Genomic DNA, 17267 nt, shown 5'->3' on the forward strand with positions numbered 1-17267 from the left:
AGTGTTTACAGGGGGCTGTATAAGTTGATGTTGCGTTGCAAGGCCACAGGATGCGGGGATCACATGCGATTTTGCGAAGTGCGTGTCAGCTTGGTGCTGTGCATATTGGATAGCCATGCCTTTTAATTACACAGTTCTTGCGGACGGGAAATACGGTCGCCGCGCAAGCGCGTCGCCGATCAGCTCCAAATGTTATGCCGCAATGGGAGTAGCAATCGTATGACCTCTAAATTCGAAAGAGTTGTTTCCGGATTCTTCTCCGAGGCGAAGACTGTGTGTGGCTCCGAAGGTCTTTACCAGTCTATCTTCTACCATCACGCCAGAAGCGAATTTCGACAGAACCAAATTCGTAGAGAAGAACCGGCTGAAGGCGGCAAAGTCGACTTCGTTCTCGAAGATGCCGACCGCGTCATCGCGGTTGAGCTAAAAGCAGGAGCGAATGGTCACCGCAATTCTCTCGCGAACATGAAGGAAGTCGAAAGCAAAGGGAAAGGGCTCCAGCACGATCTCGCCAAGTTGCATAGTCTGCAACGAAGGTCGTCGAAGCCAGTTGAATCTTGGCTCGTGTGCGTTGATCTTGCTGCGCTGGGTATCGCGTTTTTCCGATCTGATCTTGAGAAATACTCCGGCCTTTCCAACGATCAAGAAACAAGCTTTGCGTATCTCTCGCAGCTTGATGACGAATATCAAACATGGGTGGCAGGAAAGCGAACAGCGCGGAAGCTGGAGGCGCCTCAACGCACACCGCAAGTCGACCCTTGGCAACTCATGGCAAGCAAAGCGCTTTGGAACGACTTCTTTGCTGAAGTGGCTCGTGATAGTGGGCCTGAGTGTTCCCATGTAGATTTGTTCTACCACGCCCTCCGTCGCGCGGGTCTCCTCCACAGACAAGTGGCGTCTGAGGTTTTCTTCAACTGCACCCGCTACGGAACGCGCCAGTACTATATCCCCGATTTTGCAATCTTCGACGAAGGGTTTCCCGGCCATTTCCAGCTTTACGGAAATAATCGGCGCACTGTCGAAAACGACCAATACAAGTTACCTGCATTGCTATCCGTACTGGAATTCAAAGGAGGCGAATCCTTCAGAGCCAAGTCAATTTCGAAGCGCAAGGAGGAAATCGTTTCGGATGTGGAGAAGCTTGCACAACAGATCAAACCGCGCATCGAGGCTGCGCCTTCATTCCTAGACCGAGCCAAGACTATTGCCAGCCCCAAGTACACAATGGTGGTAACTGACAGCGACCCTCGCCTACAACCGTGCATTGAAGCGTGAGAGCAAAGCACAAGGGCATCGCGGACATCAGGTGGCCCGGTGATGCATAACCCTGCGGGTCCACCGGACGCTGCGCGATAAAGCCGCGCAGCGACGGTGACTTCCACGTTAGATTCCCAATACACACTGGATTAAATTATGGATTTTCGAGAGCACCTTCAGCGACAACTTGGCTTTCTTGAAAGATCGTGCGAAAGCTACGATGCCGGATATCGCGACGAAGCCATTCGGATTGCCACGATCATCCGAGTCCTTATCCACAACACCAAAGCGTCCACTTCATTACTGCAGCACTTGAATGCGACGACGATTAACCTGTTTTCTACTACCTCGGAACCATCTCCTCAAACGCTTTTCTTCGTCGGCCTTGGAATGATGCGCATGAGTTCCGACGGCAAGAACGACTACTTCCCGCAACTCGGCGACGGACCTCCGATTAGTACGTTTGTGCCGGTACCGAAGTGGTGGGAGCAAGTCGTGATGGTTTTTGGGGGCCACAGGATCTCGAGAAGAGACATCGTCCTTGCTGCCGCGAATAAAGACGGTGGAGCGCACGTGGATTTGAAACTGACGCCCCAGTATGAAGCGTTGGCGCAGGACGGTTCTGTCGGCGCATTCATTTACGAAACTCAAGGCAAGATGAACGAAGCCCCTATCGAAGATGCACACCTGGTATCCCTTCGTCAGCTCGGATATGAGGTACTCCATTCACCGGAGCTTCAAGCTCTTGCGAAGGGAATCTAACATGAAATTCGAGACGGACGCATGGCAAGCGCTGCTTGCACGCGCCGCTCAATTAATGACATGGACTCCCTCCACCTCTGAAGCTGGATAGACTGAGAAGCGAGCGGGACAAGGGCACCGCATCTTTTCTGGGGGCATGGAAATGGCTATCGTGCGAATCGGTCTGGATATTGCAAAGCTGGTGTTTCAGGTACATGGCGTCGACGAACACGGCAAGACAAAGATCAGGAAAACGCTGTCCCGTGGAGACCTGCTCGAGTTCTTTGCCAAATTGCCGCCCTGTCTTGTGGGCATCGAAGCTTGTGGCGGTGCGCATTACTGGGCGCGCGAGTTGGGCAGGCTCGGGCATGACGCCCGGTTGATGGCATCGCAATTCGTCATTCCCTACCGCAAGAGCGGGAAGAATGACGCCAACGATGCCGAAGCGATTTGCGAAGCGGTGGGCAGGCCGAACATGCGATTTGTTCCGGTCAAGAGTGAAGAGGCGCAGGCAATCCTGACGATGCATCGCGCCCGGGATTTGCTGGTATCGGAACGAATTGCGCTGTCCAACCAGATTGGCGGCCTACTGGGTGAATTCGGGATTGCGGTGACGCGAGGCATGGCGCGGCTGCGGCGGGTCATGATGGAAATCCAGACGGGGGCACGCACCTTGCCGTTACTGGCAAAGGAGACGATCTGCGAGCTGTACGAGCGCATGCAGCAACTGGAAGCCAAGGCCCAGGAATACGAACGCAAGATCAGTGCGATGGCCAAGCAAAGCGAAGCGGCCAAGCGGTTGATGGCCATTGAAGGCGTGGGGCCGATCACGGCAACTGCCATTGTGGCCAGTGTCGGGGATGCCCGGTTGTTTCGCAATGGACGGGAATTTGCCGCCTGGCTGGGGTTGACGCCACGCCAGCATTCCAGTGGTGGCAAGAGCCGGCTGGGTGGCATCAGCAAGCGCGGGGATGTGCGGCTTCGAACGCTGCTCATTCACCGCACGCGCAGCGTGATGCGGTCAGCAGGCGGGAAGTCCGATCGCAAGAGCCAGTGGGCGGTCGAGTTGCAAAAGCGGTCTTGCAGCAATGTGGCGGCAGTGGCGTTGGCGGCCAAGCATGCCAGGATCATGTGGGCAATGCTGGCCAAAGGAACGGCATACAGGACGGCGGCCTGACAGAAATCGGGCGCTGAAGATTAACCAAACGGAGGTTCCCGCCGACGATTGCGAGCAAGACGGATTGATGAAGAAATGGGTCGAACTCACGCAGACAAGAGCCTGATAACGCCGCTGGCCGAAGCAAAGGCCGCTTAGCTAATGAAGCAGTCTGCGAGCGAATGTCATCAGGGCCGGTGCCGACGGGTGCCATAGTAGGCCGGATAGATTTGTGCAGTCGATTTCAGTTCAACACCAATACGGAATGTCTTGCAAAACGGAGGGAGTCCATAGATTAGCGTGGCGTTATGCATAAAAGGTTAGAACATCGTGGACACTGAATTCCAGAAACAAAGAAGAAACCTTTTAGGTGTCTCACTGGGCCTCGTTGTCTTTGAGTTTTCAGGCGGAAAAGCAGAATCTATTTCATTTCTCGGCGGCGGCATTAAGCTAACTGACGGGCAAGCGATCATCACTCTCGCTTACATCTCGCTAGCGTATTTGCTCTGGAGGTATTGGCTATACGCCAGGCCATTACATGAAAAATTTCAGAACGAGGTCAAAGAGCGGATCAACAACTCGACTTCATATCGAGGTCTAATTACTCCGCTGGTAGAAAATTTTAAGAATGAGGCTGGAGTAGCTTACAAAGATGGTTGGAATGCCTACCATGGTATTGAAACCAAGGAGAAGTACATTCCAATTCCGGTCAATACATTAATTGAGAAAAATCTGTTCAGCCGCAAATTACTTATTAGCGTAGAAAATTCTCAAGGTGAATTTCATCCCGAAAAAGAAATACACAATATCTCTTACGCCAAATACGAGCTCATCACTCTAAAAGCATGGTTATCTTCCATGATGGGAGACAAGTCATTTTCTGACCTGTATGTTCCCTATACACTTAGCTTCCTGGCTATCGCATCAGCCGTATTTCGAGAATTTTATGCATAACAATTCGCTGAACCAGAACACGCAACATAAAGCTGCCGCTTCGCGGCACGTGTTGCGCGCCTGTTAGCGCGGCGTTCGATCTGAATGTCCTCGGCAAGAAGCCTCTGTCAGTAGCCCAACTTCTACCTGAATGCCATAAGAAAAATAGGGAGAACTATGCGTGCATGTGCAATGTCGCCACGCGACAGAAAATCACAAGTAAAAGCCGTCGGAAATGATCTGGTCAAACATTACGGTAAGAAGCGTTTTTATACCGTCCAACAGGTAAAGGATGCGAATCGCCGAAATGACATTGGCATTGATGCAGGCTGTTGGTCACATGCGGCATTCAATAGTCATTCAGACTTCGACGCCTATCATGAATCCATTGGAGAGAAGTGTGATTACGCTGCGATGAAAAGTGAAATGCTTGGGTCGGTAAGTAATGCTTCAGACGCATCGTGGTTCGATATTGATCTTTCCTGGCTTGAGTTTCCTGACATGGACTGGTCCATCTTTGATTTTGTGGACTTTTGACGTAAGAATCTGCATGCTGAAAATATCAACACCAGTGAAAAGGCTACTCCCTGACTTTGAGCATCGCGCTCAGCCAGTAATTTCTCCGCACCAGTTCATTATTCGACTGGCCCACAGCGGGGTCATCGCACTCGCACTCATCGTCGTTTCACTTTTCACCGGGATGGTCGGCTACCGCATTTTTGAGGGTCTGAGCTGGATTGATGCATTTCTGAACGCATCAATGCTCCTGGGCGGAATGGGCCCCGTGAATACACCGGTCACCTTTGGCGGCAAACTCTTTGCGGGCCTGTATGCACTTTACTGCGGCCTGGCGGTGATCCTCGTTGCCGGCATCATTCTCGCGCCGGTCGCACATCGCATCCTCCACAGGTTTCACATGGAGGGCCGCAATCAATGAATGCCAGTCGGACAGGCAAGAAGAACGTCAATACACGCCGACAGATTTCTGCCGGCTGCGCTGCATTTCCTTTTCTTCCTTCAGCAGCTTGGTCTTGATGCGGTTGCGCTTCAGCGGCGACAGGTATTCGACGAAGACCTTGCCCTTCAAATGGTCGATCTCGTGCTGCACGCAGACCGCCAGCAAATCGTCGGCTTCGATCTCGAAAGGCTTGCCCTCAAGATCCAGCGCCTTCACCCGCACCTGCGCGGGACGTTCGACGCCATCGTAAATGCCGGGCACCGACAGGCAGCCTTCGTCATAGACGCGCTTTTCTGCGCTGGACCAGACGATTTGCGGATTGATGAACACTTGTAGCGCATTTTGCGTTTCCGAGGTGTCGATGACGACGATCTGTTCGTGCACATCGATCTGGGTCGCGGCCAGGCCGACGCCGGGCGCGTCGTACATGGTCGCAGCCATGTCGGCCACCAGCTGCTTCAGGCGTGCGTCGAAAACCGTGACGGGCCGGGCGATTTTGTGCAGGCGCGGATCGGGATACCGCAGAATATTTAATAATGACATACGACTTTTGCGCAACAATTCGGCGAGTTAGGGGTGTAGTTTCTCTTGCTAGTTCAATGATTTATGTGCAGAATTTGATTCAAATTGACAACTGTTGCCACGTATCATGTATCGATATGTTGGCACCCTGCTGTGGCTGCGCATTGCCAATGACCGAAAAATCTGGCCACATTCATCGGATAAACCATGAAAAATTTTAGCACAGCCGTCGTTTCTCTCGTTTTTGCAACGGCTTGCGCCGCGCTGGTTTCGCCTGCTGCAGTTGCGGCCGCCAAATGCGAATTCAAGCCCGACGCGCCGGATTCGCACAAGGTCGTGCGCGGCGATACGCTGTGGGATATCTCCGGGAAATTTCTGCAACATCCGTGGTGCTGGCCGCAAGTCTGGGGCCTGAACCGTGACCAGATCAAGAATCCGCACTGGATCTATCCTGGACAGATCGTTTATTTCGACCGTACCACCGGCCGCCTGAGCCTGGGCAAACCGGTTGGCGCCGGCGGTACTGGCGGCACGGTGCGGCTGTCGCCGCAAGTGCGTGTCGAAGGCATGGGCCAGGACGCGGTGCCGGCAATTCCTTCGGGCGCGATCGAGCCCTTCCTGTCGCAGCCGCTGATCGTCACGGCGGAACAATTGCAAGGCACGCCGCGCATCGTCGCCAGCCAGGAAGGCCGCGTCAGTCTCGCCAAGAATGACCGGGCGTATGTCAGCGGTGACTTGAAAGGCGGAACCTCGTTCCAGGCTTTCCGCCCGGGCAAGCCGCTGCTCGATCCTGATACCAAGCAAGTGATCGGCTATGAAGCCGCTTATCTTGGCACGCTGAAACTGACCCGCGCCGCCAAGGAGGCCAATGAGGCGCATTCCTTCATGGTAGTCAGCTCGAAGGAAGAGATGGGCGTGGGCGACCGCCTGCTGCCGGTGCCGCCAACGCCCATGCTCAATTACGTACCGCACGCGCCCGAGCAGCAAGTGGCCGCGCGCATCGTCTCGGTCTATGGCGGCGTCACCCACGCCGGCCAGAACCAGATCGTCTCGATCAACCGCGGCGCCAAGGATGGCGTCGATCTGGGCACCGTGCTGGAGCTGTACCGCCATGGCGGCCTGATCCGGGATCGTACCGATACCAAGGAAATGATCAAGCTGCCGGATGAAAAATACGGCGCGCTGTTCGTCTTCCGTATATTCGACAACATCTCATACGCGCTGATCATGCACGTGGCCGACACCGTGCAGGTCGGCGACGTCGCCAGGTCACCCGAATAAGCCGGCAGGTGGCCGGCACGCTCGGTCAGGCGCCTGCGGACGCCGATCAGCTGGCGCACTGGCTGCGGCTGGAAGCGGTGCGCGGGGTCGGCCCGGAAACCGCGCGCAAGCTGCTGCGCCGCTTCGGCTTGCCAGCCAATGTTTTTAGTGCCGATTTCAATGCCTTGCGCGAACTGGTTTCCGAACGCATCGTGCAAGCGCTGGCGGCGTCGCCCGATGCCGCATTGTGCGCCCGGATCGAACGCGCGCTGCAATGGGCGGGCGAACCCGGCAACCACATCCTCACCCTGGCCGATGCCGATTACCCGGCGAACCTTCTACACACCGCCGATCCGCCCCTGCTGCTGTATGTCAAAGGCCGCATCGAACTGTTGTCGCGCCCGGCGCTGGCGGTGGTCGGCAGCCGCAATGCGACGGCACAAGGCATTGTTAATGCTGAAAAATTTGCCGAAGCCCTGAGCCTGGCCGGATGGACCATCGTCTCGGGCCTGGCGCTGGGCATCGATACCGCCGCGCACCAAGGCGCGCTGCGCCATGCGGTCGATGGACAAGGTGCGGGCGGCGCCACCGTCGCTGTAATTGGCACCGGCGCCGATATTGTCTACCCGACCCGCAACCGCGCGCTCGCGCACCAGATCGCCCAAGCCGGCTGTATTGTCAGCGAATATCCGCTCGGCACAGCCGCCCTTTCCGCTAACTTCCCGCGCCGTAACCGCATCATCAGCGGCTTGTCGCGCGGCGTGCTGGTGATCGAAGCGGCTGCCGAATCGGGCTCGCTCATCACGGCGCGCATGGCTGCCGAACAGGGCCGCGACGTTTTCGCCATTCCTGGCTCCATTCATTCGCCGCTGGCCAAGGGCTGCCACCAGTTGATCAAGCAGGGCGCCAAGCTGGTCGAATCGGCGCAGGACATACTGGAGGAATACGGCCAGGAGAGGTCTGGCGCCGTCCTTGCGCCGGCAGACGCTATTGCCGCCGCGCCGCCGCCTGATCCGTTGCTGGACTTGCTCGGTTTCGACCCGGTCGATGTTGAAACCCTGGCACAGCGCACCGGCCAGGACATCGCCAGCCTGCATGCAAAATTGCTCACGCTGGAGTTGCAAGGCCGCCTGGAACGTCTGCCCGGCGAAATCTACCGCCGCTTGCAGTAGCGAACTTTTTCCTCAGGGCACAGTCTTTTATAGAGTACGCGTGCCGTATTTTTGTGCAATTTGCACGGCATTCACCTTCCGTAATCAGCTGTCATCGCATGCATGACCAGTAGTGTTCATCCTCGTATAAAATTATCCATGCGGTATTATTGCTTCATGTCAGTGTCAACAATGCGCAACTGATGAATCCGGCATGCTGCGTCTAGCGCTTGTCACTCCGCAATCTTAAGGCTACATTAGAATCATGTTCGACGTCCTTGTTTACCTCTACGAAACCTACTATCGTCCCGACGCCTGCCCGGACCCGGAGGCCTTGGTCAAGAAGCTGTCGGCAGTGGGATTTGAAAACGATGAAATCAGCAAGGCGCTGGGTTGGCTGACCGATCTTGACAAGGCGACCACCGATTTTTCCGATCGTTATCCGGAACAGACCAAATTTTCGGGGGGCATGCGTTTTTATGCGCCGCAAGAGCTCGAAGTGCTCGGCACTGCGGCGGTCGGCTTCATTCAATTCCTCGAGTCTGCCAAGCTGCTCGACCCGATCCAGCGCGAAATCGTCATTGAACGCGCGCTTGCTGCCAGTGACCGCAGGCTTTCGCTCGACAAGCTCAAGGTCATTGTACTGATGGTGTTGTGGAGCCAGGGCAAGGAACCGGATGGCTTGATGTTCGACGAACTGTTCTGGGACAACGAAAATACCGAAGCCCGGCTATTGCACTAAGCATCGGCATTCACCGCCTGGTCTTCGCCCACGTCCTTCCAGCCGGCACGCTCGTGCCGGCTTCTGCCTTACCATTTTCATAATTTTCCGGGCCGGGCCGGGTGCTTCTTCTGCACGCGGCTTGCGGATTGTGGCGGAACGCGCTTATCATTGGCCGCAAATTGCCAATTTGTCAGAGGCTTGACGACGAGCCCTGGCCGCAACGCGAGTCTGTTTCCATTCATGAAAGCAGCACAGCCCCAGCCAGGTCCGTTTGTCCACAGCGGCGGACAAAGCGTCGCACCGCCCACCACACGAGAATGGATTTATGACTAAGACCCTCATCATCGCCGAGAAGCCTTCCGTCGCCAACGATATCGCGAAGACGCTCGGTGGCTTTACCAAGCACGATGAGTACTTCGAGTCCGACGAGTACGTCCTGTCGTCGGCGGTCGGCCATCTGGTCGAAATCGGCGTGCCGGAAGAATATGATGTCAAGCGCGGCAAATGGACCTTCACCCATCTGCCGATGATTCCGCCGCACTTCGCCCTGAACCCGATCGCCAAGACCGAGTCGCGCCTGAAAGTCTTGAACCGCCTGATCAAGCGCAAGGATGTCACGGCCCTGATCAATGCCTGCGACGCCGGGCGCGAGGGCGAACTGATCTTCCGCCTGATTGCGCAATACGCCAAAGCCAAGCAGCCGATCAAGCGCCTGTGGCTGCAGTCGATGACGCCGGGCGCGATCCGCGATGGTTTCAAGCACTTGCGCGAAGACCAGGACATGCTGCCGCTGGCCGACGCCGCACGTTGCCGCAGCGAAGCCGACTGGCTGATCGGCATCAACGGCACCCGCGCCATGACGGCCTTCAATTCCAAGGAAGGTGGCTTTTACCTGACGACGGTCGGCCGCGTGCAGACGCCGACCTTGTCGATCGTGGTCGAGCGCGAGGAAAAGATCAAGAAGTTCGTGCCGCGCGACTATTGGGAAGTGCGCGCCGACTTCGTCTGCGCCGCCGGCATTTATGAAGGACGCTGGCTCGACACCAGGCACAAGAAGGACGAGACCGACCCCGAAAAAAGGGCCGAGCGCCTGTGGAGCCGCGCCGCTGCCGAATCGATCGTTGCCGCCTGTCGCGGCAAGATTGGCAAGGTCACCGAAGAGTCGAAGCCGACCACGCAAATGGCACCGGCCCTGTTCGACCTGACCAGCCTGCAGCGCGAAGCCAATTCCCGCTTCGGTTTCTCGGCCAAGAATACGCTGGGCCTGGCGCAGGCGCTGTATGAAAAGCACAAGGTACTGACGTATCCGCGTACCGATTCGCGCCATCTGCCGGAAGACTATATTGCGACAGTGCAGCAGACGCTGGAAACGGTAGCGGAAAACAATAACTATCATCAGTTCGCCAAGCAGATCCTGAACAAGGGCTGGGTCAAGCCGAACAAGCGGATTTTCGACAATACGAAAATCAGCGATCACTTCGCCATCATCCCGACCACCCAGGCACCGAAGAATTTGTCGGAGCCGGAACAGAAACTGTACGACCTGGTCACGCGCCGTTTCATGTCGGTGTTTTTTCCGGCGGCCGAATTCCAGGTCACCACGCGATTCACCGAAGTCTCCGGCCACCAGTTCAAGTCCGAAGGCAAGGTGATGACCGACCCCGGCTGGCTGGCCATTTATGGCAAGGAAGCGGCCGGCGACAAGGACGAGGACAAGGCCAAGATCCTGGTCGCCGTGGCCAAGGGCGAAACCGTCAAGACCGACAAGGTCGAACCCTACGGCCTGGTGACCAAGCCACCGGCGCGCTATTCGGAAGCCACCCTGCTCTCCGCCATGGAAGGCGCCGGCAAGCTGATCGATGATGATGAACTGCGCGAAGCCATGTCCGGCAAGGGCCTCGGCACGCCGGCCACGCGTGCAGCCATTATCGAAGGCCTGCTGAACGAAAAATACCTGCTGCGCGAAGGGCGCGAACTGATCCCGACCGCCAAGGCGTTCCAGTTGATGACCTTGTTGCGCGGCCTCGGCGTGCAGGAACTGACCTCGCCCGAGCTGACTGGCGGCTGGGAATACAAGCTGGCGCAAATGGAGCGCGGCAAGATCAGCCGCGAGGAATTCATGCGCGAGATCGCGCAAATGACGCAAATCATCGTCAAGCGCGCCAAGGAATACGACAACGACACCATCCCCGGCGAGTACGCGACCCTGAAGACGCCCTGCCCGAATTGCGGCGGTGTGGTCAAGGAAAACTACCGGCGCTTTGCCTGCACCAAGTGCGAATTTTCGATGTCGAAGACGCCGGGCAGCCGCCAGTTTGAAATCGCTGAAGTCGAGGAGTTGCTGGCCCAGCGTGAGATCGGCCCCCTGCAAGGTTTCCGCTCGAAGATGGGGCGGCCGTTTGCCGCCATCCTGAAAATCGCCCGCGACGAAGAGCACAACAATTACAAGCTCGAATTCGATTTCGGCCAGAATCAGGACGACGAGAATGCCGAAGCCGTCGATTTCACTGGCCAGACCGCCCTTGGGCCTTGCCCGAAATGCGCCAGCGGGGTGTATGAAATGGGCCTGGCCTATGTCTGCGAAAAGACCGTGGCCAAGCCAAAGGCATGCGACTTCCGCAGCGGCCGCATCATCCTGCAGCAGGAAATCCTGCCGGAGCAGATGGCCAAGCTCTTAAATGACGGCAAGACGGATCTCTTGCCGGGCTTTGTCTCGCAGCGCACGCGCCGCCCGTTCAAGGCTTTCCTGGTACGCGGCAAGGATGGCAAGGTCAGCTTCGAGTTCGAGGAGCGCAAGGCCAAGGCGCCCGCCAAGGGCAAGGCTGCCAAGCCGGCCGATGACGCTGCTGCCCCGGTAGAAAAAGCAGCAACCAAGGTGCCGCTGAAAAAGGCTGTTGCCAAGAGCGCCGTGGCAAAAAAAGCGCCTGCTAAAAAAGTTGCCGCCAAAAAGGCTGTTGCCAAAAAGGCTGTCGCGTAATTCGCGGCAGTCTGCCCTGGCGGCTGCCGTGCCGCCAGGACGTCCCTTTATCTTCCCGTTCTCACTTTCGCCAGGCACCCGCTTGTCTTGTCGATTCTCCCCCGGCGTGGCCGCATCGCAGGTGGTGACGCGTTCGCGTGTACGAAAAGCATCTTTTCATGCAATGTTGACTGTGGGAATCTATTCTCCTACATTGCAAAAATACACAAAAAATTAATTCCTGTTTAAGTAAGCATCCCTAGAATGCAATAAAACAAGAAAGAGTTAGAAGGGGAAATTTGTGATAGATCAAACTTCCTTCGGAGACAAAGAACTATTCCAAAGTTGGCATTATGGCTATAATACCCGCCGTATTGACGCGGTGCACAAATTCAAGCCGATGCTGGCACTTCATTACTCTGCGTTAATAACATTCAGCTGACACAAATTTGCGGGTCGGCGCACCTCAAGGCTTCGCCAACATGAAGCCATTGGAACCGAATAGGCACAACCGATTCGGGCGCAGGGAAGTTTTCAAATGTAAGAAAGTGTGGAATTGTCGGCAAAAAAACACGCTGACGCTTCCCATGTGTTGACAGACTGGCAGTAATGCTGATCTGCTACACAATGCTTGCAATATATTGATTGATTCAACCCACCAAGAGGAAAGAAGATGATGAGACGTCACGTAGTATCCGCCCTGGCCATCATGTGCGCCGCTGCATCCGTGCAAGCCAAGGACATCAAGATTGCCCACATTTACTGCAAGACCGGCATCCTGGAAGCCTACGCCAAGCAAACCCAGGTGGGCCTGCAGCTCGGCCTGCAATATGCCACCAAGGGCACCAACGAAGTCAACGGCAACAAACTGGTGTTGATCGACAAGGATGACCAGTGCAAGCCCGACATCGGCAAGGCCCAGCTGACCGCCGCCTACCAGGATGACAAGGCTGACATCGCCGTCGGCCCGACCCACTCGGGCGTGGCGCTGGCCATGCTGCCGATCGCCGAAGAATTCAAGAAGATCCTGTTGGTGGAACCGGCCGTGGCCGACGCCATCACCGGCGAAAAATGGAACAAGTACATTTTCCGCACCGGCCGCAATTCGTCCCAGGACGCCATCTCCAACGCCGTGGCCATCGACAAGGCTGGCACCACCATCGTGACCTTCGCACCGGATTCTTCCTTTGGCCGTGACGGCATCAAGGCCTTCAAGGGCGCCATCAAGAATGCCAAGCTGGTGCATGAAGAATACGCCCCGCCGACCTCCACCGACTTCACCGCCAGCGCGCAGCGCATCATCGAAAAGCTCAAGGACCAGCCGGGTCGCAAGATCATGTGGCTGATGTGGGCCGGTGGCGGCGACCCGTTCGGCAAGTTTGGCGACATGAACCTGAAAGAGCGTTACGGCATCGAAATCTCCACCGGCGGCAACATCCTGCCGGCGATGGCGTCGTACAAGAAGTTGCCGGGCATGGAAGGCGCGCTGTACTACTACTACGGCATCCCGAAAAACCCGATCAACAACTGGCTGAATACCGAGCACTACAAGCGCTTCAAGACCCCGCCTGATTTCTTCACGGCCGGTGGCATGGCAGCGGGTATCGCCGTGGTCGAAGCCCTGAAGAAGACCGGTGGCGACACCAACACCGACAAGCTCATCGCCGCCATGGAAGGCATGAGCTTCGACACACCGAAGGGCAAGATGACTTTCCGCAAGGAAGACCATCAGGCGATGCAATCGATGTACCACTTCAAGATCAAGAACGACCCGGCATTCGTCTGGGGCGTGCCTGAACTGGTGCGCGAAATCAAGCCGGAAGAAATGGAAATTCCTATCCGCAACAAGCGTTAATCGCGCGCTGTAGCGAGCGGTCCGCGATAGCGGGCATATAACCGGGGCGGGTGGTAGTTCCCCCTGCCCCGGGCAGATCACACAGATTTTTTAGCGGGGTGCTGCATGTCTGTAAAAAAAATGGATACGGCCGGCAAGAAAGCCGGCACTGTATCTCTGGAGACGCGCGACTTGACGATCCGTTTCGGCGGCCACGTCGCGGTTAACTCGGTTTCATGCGCGTTCAAGGCGGGTACCTTGACCGCCATTGTCGGCCCGAACGGCGCTGGCAAGACCACCTATTTCAACCTGATTTCCGGCCAGCTGACGGCTTCAACCGGGCAAGTCCTGTTGCATGGCAAGGACATCTCCCATCTGCAGGCTTCGGCGCGCATGCATGCCGGCCTGGGCCGCGCATTCCAGCTCACCAGCCTGTTCCCGCGCCTGACGGTGCTGGAAAACGTGCGCCTGGCGCTGCAATCGCGCCGCGAACTGGGTCTGGACATGTGGCATATCTGGAGCGACCACAAGGACCTGATCACGCGCGCCGAGGAAGTTCTCGAAACGGTCGCATTGGCCAACAAGCGCAACATCTACGCCGCGGCACTGCCGCATGGCGACCAGCGCAAGCTGGAAGTGGGCTTGCTGATGGCGCTGGACCCGTCGATCTACATGTTCGATGAGCCGACCGCCGGCATGAGCGTCGATGAAGTGCCGGTGATCCTGGACCTGATTCGCGGCCTCAAAGCCAAGAGCGACAAGACCATCCTGCTGGTCGAGCACAAGATGGATGTGGTGCGCGAACTGGCCGACCGCATCATCGTGCTGCACAACGGAACCCTGATGGCCGATGGTGAACCGGAAGCGGTGATCGCCTCGCCTGTCGTTCAACAAGCCTACCTCGGTCTTGCGCCGGTTGGAGAAGCCGCATGAATGCACCCCTGTTGAAACTCGAAGGCGTCAATACGCACATCGGTCCCTATCACATCCTGCACGGCGTCGACCTGCAGGTGCCGCGCGGCCAGATGACCATGCTGCTGGGGCGTAATGGCGCCGGCAAGTCCACTGCCCTGCGCACCATCATGGGCCTGTGGCAGGCATCCAAAGGCAAGATTACCTTTGACGGTGTCGACATCACCAAGACACCGACGCCCGATATTTCCCGCGCAGGCATCGCCTACGTACCGGAAAACATGGGGATTTTCTCCGACCTGACCGTGCGTGAAAACATGATCCTCGCCGCGCGCGGCGCCAGCAGCGTCGAAGACATCGACCAGAAGCGCCTGGACTGGATCTTTTCGCTGTTTCCGGCAATGAAGAAATTCTGGGAGCATCCTGCCGGCAAGCTGTCCGGTGGCCAGAAACAGATGCTGGCGGTCTCGCGCGCGATCGTCGAGCCGCGCAAGCTGTTGCTGATCGACGAACCCAGCAAGGGCCTGGCACCGGCGATCATCGCCAACATGATTTCGGCGTTCCGCGAACTCAAGCAGACCGACACCACGATCCTGCTGGTGGAACAGAACTTCAACTTTGCCAAGCAGCTGGGCGACACGGTGGCCGTGATGGATAACGGCAAGATCGTGCACCGCGGCCTGATGGCAGAACTGGCTGAGGACGAAGCGCTGCAAACACAGCTGCTCGGCCTTTCCCTGAACGCTCACCAATGAGGAAATCATGAGCACAGCTGAACTTCCCATTGCAAAAAAAGCCGTCCAGACGGCGGCAATTCCGAAAAAGCAGATCGACTGGATCCCGCTATTGCTGACGCCGGTTCTGGCATTGGCGGCGCTGCCTTTCATCAGCCCTTCGACCTGGCTGACCCTGACCATCGCCGGCCTCGCGATGGGCATGATCATCTTCGTCATCGCCTCCGGCCTGACCCTGATCTTCGGCTTGATGGATGTGCTGAACTTCGGCCATGGCCTGTTCATCGCGCTAGGCGGCTATGTTGCCTATTCCGTGCTGGGCGTGCTATCCGGCTGGGTCGCTGCGGATAGCATGCTGCTCAATATCGGCGCGATCATGGTCGCCATCGTGGCAGCCATGGTGGTCTCCGGCCTGGTCGGCTGGGTATTCGAACGGGTCCTGGTGCGCCGTGTGTATGGCCTGCACCTGATGCAAATCCTGATTACCATGGGCGGCATGGTGGTTGGCGAGGAGCTGATCAAGGTGATCTGGGGCGCTGCGCAGATGCCCATGGCCGTGCCGACTACCCTGCTGGGTAGCGGTGAATTCCTCGGCGTTCCGTTCGAGAAATACCGCATCTTTGCCGTGGTGATCGGCCTGATCGTGTTTGCCATCATGATGCTGGTGCTGAACCGTACCAAGCTTGGCTTGCTGATCCGCGCCGGCGTGCAGGATGCCGAAATGGTGGAAAGTCTTGGCTACCGCATCAAGTCCCTGTTCGTCGGCGTGTTCGTCACCGGTACCGCACTGGCGGGGCTGGGCGGCGTGCTGTGGGGGCTGTACCAGCAAGGGCTGACGCCACAGATGGGTGCAGGCGTCAACGTCCTGATCTTCATCGTGATCATTATCGGTGGCCTGGGTTCTACCGGCGGCTCTTTCATCGGCGCCATGCTGGTTGGCTTGCTGGCCAACTACACCGGTTATCTGACGCCGAAAGTGGCTCTCGTTTCCAATATCCTGTTGATGGTCGCAATTCTCGTATGGCGTCCAAACGGTATCTATAAGGTGACCAACCGATGATCTCGCGCATTCTTTCCTCCGATTTTCCGCGCAGCCGCGTGCTGTCCGGATTGTTGATCCTGATTTTGCTGGGTCTGGCATTCGCACCATTTTTGTTCCCCGGAGCAAAGGCGCTGAATGTCGCCGCCAAAATCCTGATCTTTATCGTTCTGATTGCCAGCTTTGACTTGTTGCTAGGCTACACGGGGATATTTTCCTTTGCCCACACCATGTTTTTCGGGATCGGTGCTTACGGTGTCGCCATCGCAAGTAGCCGCATGGGTGCGGGCTGGGACAGTCTCTTCATCGGCATGGGCGGCGCGCTTGCCCTGTCGCTGATCCTGTCACTGGTGATTGGCCTGATGTCGCTGCGGGTGCGGGCGTTGTTTTACGCCATGATCACCCTGGCAGTGGCAACCGCCTTTCTGACGCTGGCATCGCAAATGTCGGAACTCACAGGCGGTGACGACGGCTTGAACTTCAAGCTGCCGGATGTATTCTCTCCGGGAACCAGCTTCCTGGAAAATCCGGTGCTGGGCGTTGCCATCAATGGCCGCCTGCTGACCTACTACGTGCTGTTCGTGATGGCAGTCGTGCTGTTCCTGGCAATGCTGCGTATCGTGAACTCGCCGTTTGGTCGCGTCTTGCAGGCGATCCGTGAAAATGACTTCCGTGCGGAAGCCATTGGCTACCGGATCGTGATCTTCCGGATCTGGTCGAATATCCTGGGCGCCCTGTTTGCCACCATGGCCGGCTGCATGCTGGCGATGTGGTTGCGCTATAACGGCCCGGACACGTCGCTATCGTTCAACATCATGGTTAATATTTTGTTGATCATCGTGATTGGCGGAATGGGATCGATGTATGGCGCTTTGGCCGGGACGACGATCTTCCTGCTTGCCGAAAACTATCTGCAAGATTTGATGAAGGTAGTTCATACAGCGACCGCAGAGATTCCATTCGTCTCGCACCTGTTCGATCCCGATCGCTGGATTCTCTGGCTGGGCGTGATGTTCATCCTGTCGGTGTATTTCCTGCCGATGGGTATTGTTGGCAAGCTGCGCCTGCGTGCCCTGCGCAAGAAGTAGGC

General features: G+C 56.9%; 16 protein-coding genes. 15 read left to right on the forward strand and 1 reads right to left on the reverse strand.

Annotation, left to right across the window (positions count from 1 at the left end; translation table 11 throughout):
* The first annotated feature begins 219 nt into the window (after positions 1 to 219).
* From D3878_RS15305 to D3878_RS15325, 6 genes are all read left to right on the forward strand, one after another.
* On the forward strand, positions 220 to 1275 hold the full coding sequence (locus D3878_RS15305) for a hypothetical protein (protein ID WP_119786277.1): 1056 nt from the start codon (positions 220 to 222) through the stop codon (positions 1273 to 1275).
* 138 nt (positions 1276 to 1413) lie between these two features.
* The gene (locus D3878_RS15310; RefSeq protein ID WP_119786278.1) at positions 1414 to 2019 is read left to right on the forward strand and encodes a hypothetical protein; all 606 of its coding nucleotides are present in this window, start codon (positions 1414 to 1416) and stop codon (positions 2017 to 2019) included.
* 142 nt (positions 2020 to 2161) lie between these two features.
* Positions 2162 to 3175 carry an IS110 family RNA-guided transposase gene (locus D3878_RS15315; protein ID WP_119787928.1) on the forward strand — a complete coding sequence of 338 codons (1014 nt, stop codon included), beginning with the start codon at positions 2162 to 2164 and terminating at the stop codon, positions 3173 to 3175.
* Between the two features lie 309 nt (positions 3176 to 3484).
* On the forward strand, positions 3485 to 4108 hold the full coding sequence (locus tag D3878_RS15320; protein WP_119786279.1) for a hypothetical protein: 624 nt from the start codon (positions 3485 to 3487) through the stop codon (positions 4106 to 4108).
* Between the two features lie 171 nt (positions 4109 to 4279).
* A complete protein-coding gene (locus D3878_RS23525) occupies positions 4280 to 4624 on the forward strand; it encodes a DUF6559 family protein (protein ID WP_147383990.1) in 345 nt (114 codons plus the stop codon).
* Between the two features lie 13 nt (positions 4625 to 4637).
* Positions 4638 to 5024: a hypothetical protein gene (locus D3878_RS15325; protein ID WP_199688175.1), complete on the forward strand. Its 387-nt coding sequence runs from the start codon at positions 4638 to 4640 to the stop codon at positions 5022 to 5024.
* Between the two features lie 27 nt (positions 5025 to 5051).
* Here the strand turns inward: D3878_RS15325 and def are convergent, their stop codons facing one another.
* Positions 5052 to 5588 carry a peptide deformylase gene (gene def / locus D3878_RS15330; RefSeq protein WP_119786280.1) on the reverse strand — a complete coding sequence of 179 codons (537 nt, stop codon included), beginning with the start codon at positions 5586 to 5588 and terminating at the stop codon, positions 5052 to 5054.
* Positions 5589 to 5774: 186 nt separating this feature from the next.
* Between def and D3878_RS15335 the strand changes: the two genes are divergently transcribed.
* From D3878_RS15335 to D3878_RS15375, 9 genes are all read left to right on the forward strand, one after another.
* A complete protein-coding gene (locus tag D3878_RS15335; RefSeq protein ID WP_119786281.1) occupies positions 5775 to 6848 on the forward strand; it encodes a LysM peptidoglycan-binding domain-containing protein in 1074 nt (357 codons plus the stop codon).
* An 8-nt stretch (positions 6849 to 6856) separates the two neighbouring features.
* Entirely contained in the window at positions 6857 to 7999 is a 1143-nt protein-coding gene (gene dprA / locus D3878_RS15340; protein WP_233556348.1) for a DNA-processing protein DprA, read from the forward strand.
* A 244-nt stretch (positions 8000 to 8243) separates the two neighbouring features.
* Positions 8244 to 8720, forward strand: coding sequence for a Smg family protein (locus tag D3878_RS15345; RefSeq protein ID WP_119786283.1), 477 nt, complete (start codon positions 8244 to 8246; stop codon positions 8718 to 8720).
* 307 nt (positions 8721 to 9027) lie between these two features.
* Positions 9028 to 11679 (forward strand): DNA topoisomerase III, encoded by a 2652-nt coding sequence (locus D3878_RS15350; protein ID WP_119786284.1) that lies wholly within the window; start codon positions 9028 to 9030, stop codon positions 11677 to 11679.
* Positions 11680 to 12331: 652 nt separating this feature from the next.
* Entirely contained in the window at positions 12332 to 13513 is a 1182-nt protein-coding gene (locus tag D3878_RS15355; RefSeq protein ID WP_119786285.1) for a substrate-binding domain-containing protein, read from the forward strand.
* A 105-nt stretch (positions 13514 to 13618) separates the two neighbouring features.
* Positions 13619 to 14425 (forward strand): ABC transporter ATP-binding protein, encoded by an 807-nt coding sequence (locus D3878_RS15360; protein ID WP_233556349.1) that lies wholly within the window; start codon positions 13619 to 13621, stop codon positions 14423 to 14425.
* Positions 14422 to 15159, forward strand: coding sequence for an ABC transporter ATP-binding protein (locus tag D3878_RS15365; protein ID WP_119786287.1), 738 nt, complete (start codon positions 14422 to 14424; stop codon positions 15157 to 15159). Before D3878_RS15360 ends, D3878_RS15365 begins: the two co-directional genes overlap by 4 nt.
* 7 nt (positions 15160 to 15166) lie before the next feature.
* Positions 15167 to 16198: a branched-chain amino acid ABC transporter permease gene (locus tag D3878_RS15370; protein ID WP_119786288.1), complete on the forward strand. Its 1032-nt coding sequence runs from the start codon at positions 15167 to 15169 to the stop codon at positions 16196 to 16198.
* Positions 16195 to 17265 carry a branched-chain amino acid ABC transporter permease gene (locus D3878_RS15375; protein WP_119786289.1) on the forward strand — a complete coding sequence of 357 codons (1071 nt, stop codon included), beginning with the start codon at positions 16195 to 16197 and terminating at the stop codon, positions 17263 to 17265. The genes D3878_RS15370 and D3878_RS15375 overlap by 4 nt, the downstream gene beginning before the upstream one ends.
* Positions 17266 to 17267: the final 2 nt, after the last annotated feature.

Source organism: Noviherbaspirillum sedimenti (assembly GCF_003590835.1).
Taxonomy (GTDB): domain Bacteria; phylum Pseudomonadota; class Gammaproteobacteria; order Burkholderiales; family Burkholderiaceae_D; genus Paucimonas; species Paucimonas sedimenti.

Bases quoted from the DNA above. Each gene is read 5' to 3' on its own strand.
- D3878_RS23525 (WP_147383990.1), top strand. From the start codon at position 4,280: ATGTCGCCACGCGACAGAAAATCACAAGTAAAAGCCGTCGGAAATGAT.
- D3878_RS15370 (WP_119786288.1), top strand. From the start codon at position 15,167: ATGAGCACAGCTGAACTTCCCATTGCAAAAAAAGCCGTCCAGACGGCG.
- D3878_RS15305 (WP_119786277.1), top strand. From the start codon at position 220: ATGACCTCTAAATTCGAAAGAGTTGTTTCCGGATTCTTCTCCGAGGCG.
- D3878_RS15315 (WP_119787928.1), top strand. From the start codon at position 2,162: ATGGCTATCGTGCGAATCGGTCTGGATATTGCAAAGCTGGTGTTTCAG.
- D3878_RS15335 (WP_119786281.1), top strand. From the start codon at position 5,775: ATGAAAAATTTTAGCACAGCCGTCGTTTCTCTCGTTTTTGCAACGGCT.
- D3878_RS15365 (WP_119786287.1), top strand. From the start codon at position 14,422: ATGAATGCACCCCTGTTGAAACTCGAAGGCGTCAATACGCACATCGGT.
- D3878_RS15345 (WP_119786283.1), top strand. From the start codon at position 8,244: ATGTTCGACGTCCTTGTTTACCTCTACGAAACCTACTATCGTCCCGAC.
- D3878_RS15360 (WP_233556349.1), top strand. From the start codon at position 13,619: ATGTCTGTAAAAAAAATGGATACGGCCGGCAAGAAAGCCGGCACTGTA.
- def (WP_119786280.1), bottom strand. From the start codon at position 5,588: ATGTCATTATTAAATATTCTGCGGTATCCCGATCCGCGCCTGCACAAA.
- D3878_RS15310 (WP_119786278.1), top strand. From the start codon at position 1,414: ATGGATTTTCGAGAGCACCTTCAGCGACAACTTGGCTTTCTTGAAAGA.
- D3878_RS15375 (WP_119786289.1), top strand. From the start codon at position 16,195: ATGATCTCGCGCATTCTTTCCTCCGATTTTCCGCGCAGCCGCGTGCTG.
- D3878_RS15355 (WP_119786285.1), top strand. From the start codon at position 12,332: ATGATGAGACGTCACGTAGTATCCGCCCTGGCCATCATGTGCGCCGCT.
- D3878_RS15350 (WP_119786284.1), top strand. From the start codon at position 9,028: ATGACTAAGACCCTCATCATCGCCGAGAAGCCTTCCGTCGCCAACGAT.
- D3878_RS15325 (WP_199688175.1), top strand. From the start codon at position 4,638: ATGCTGAAAATATCAACACCAGTGAAAAGGCTACTCCCTGACTTTGAG.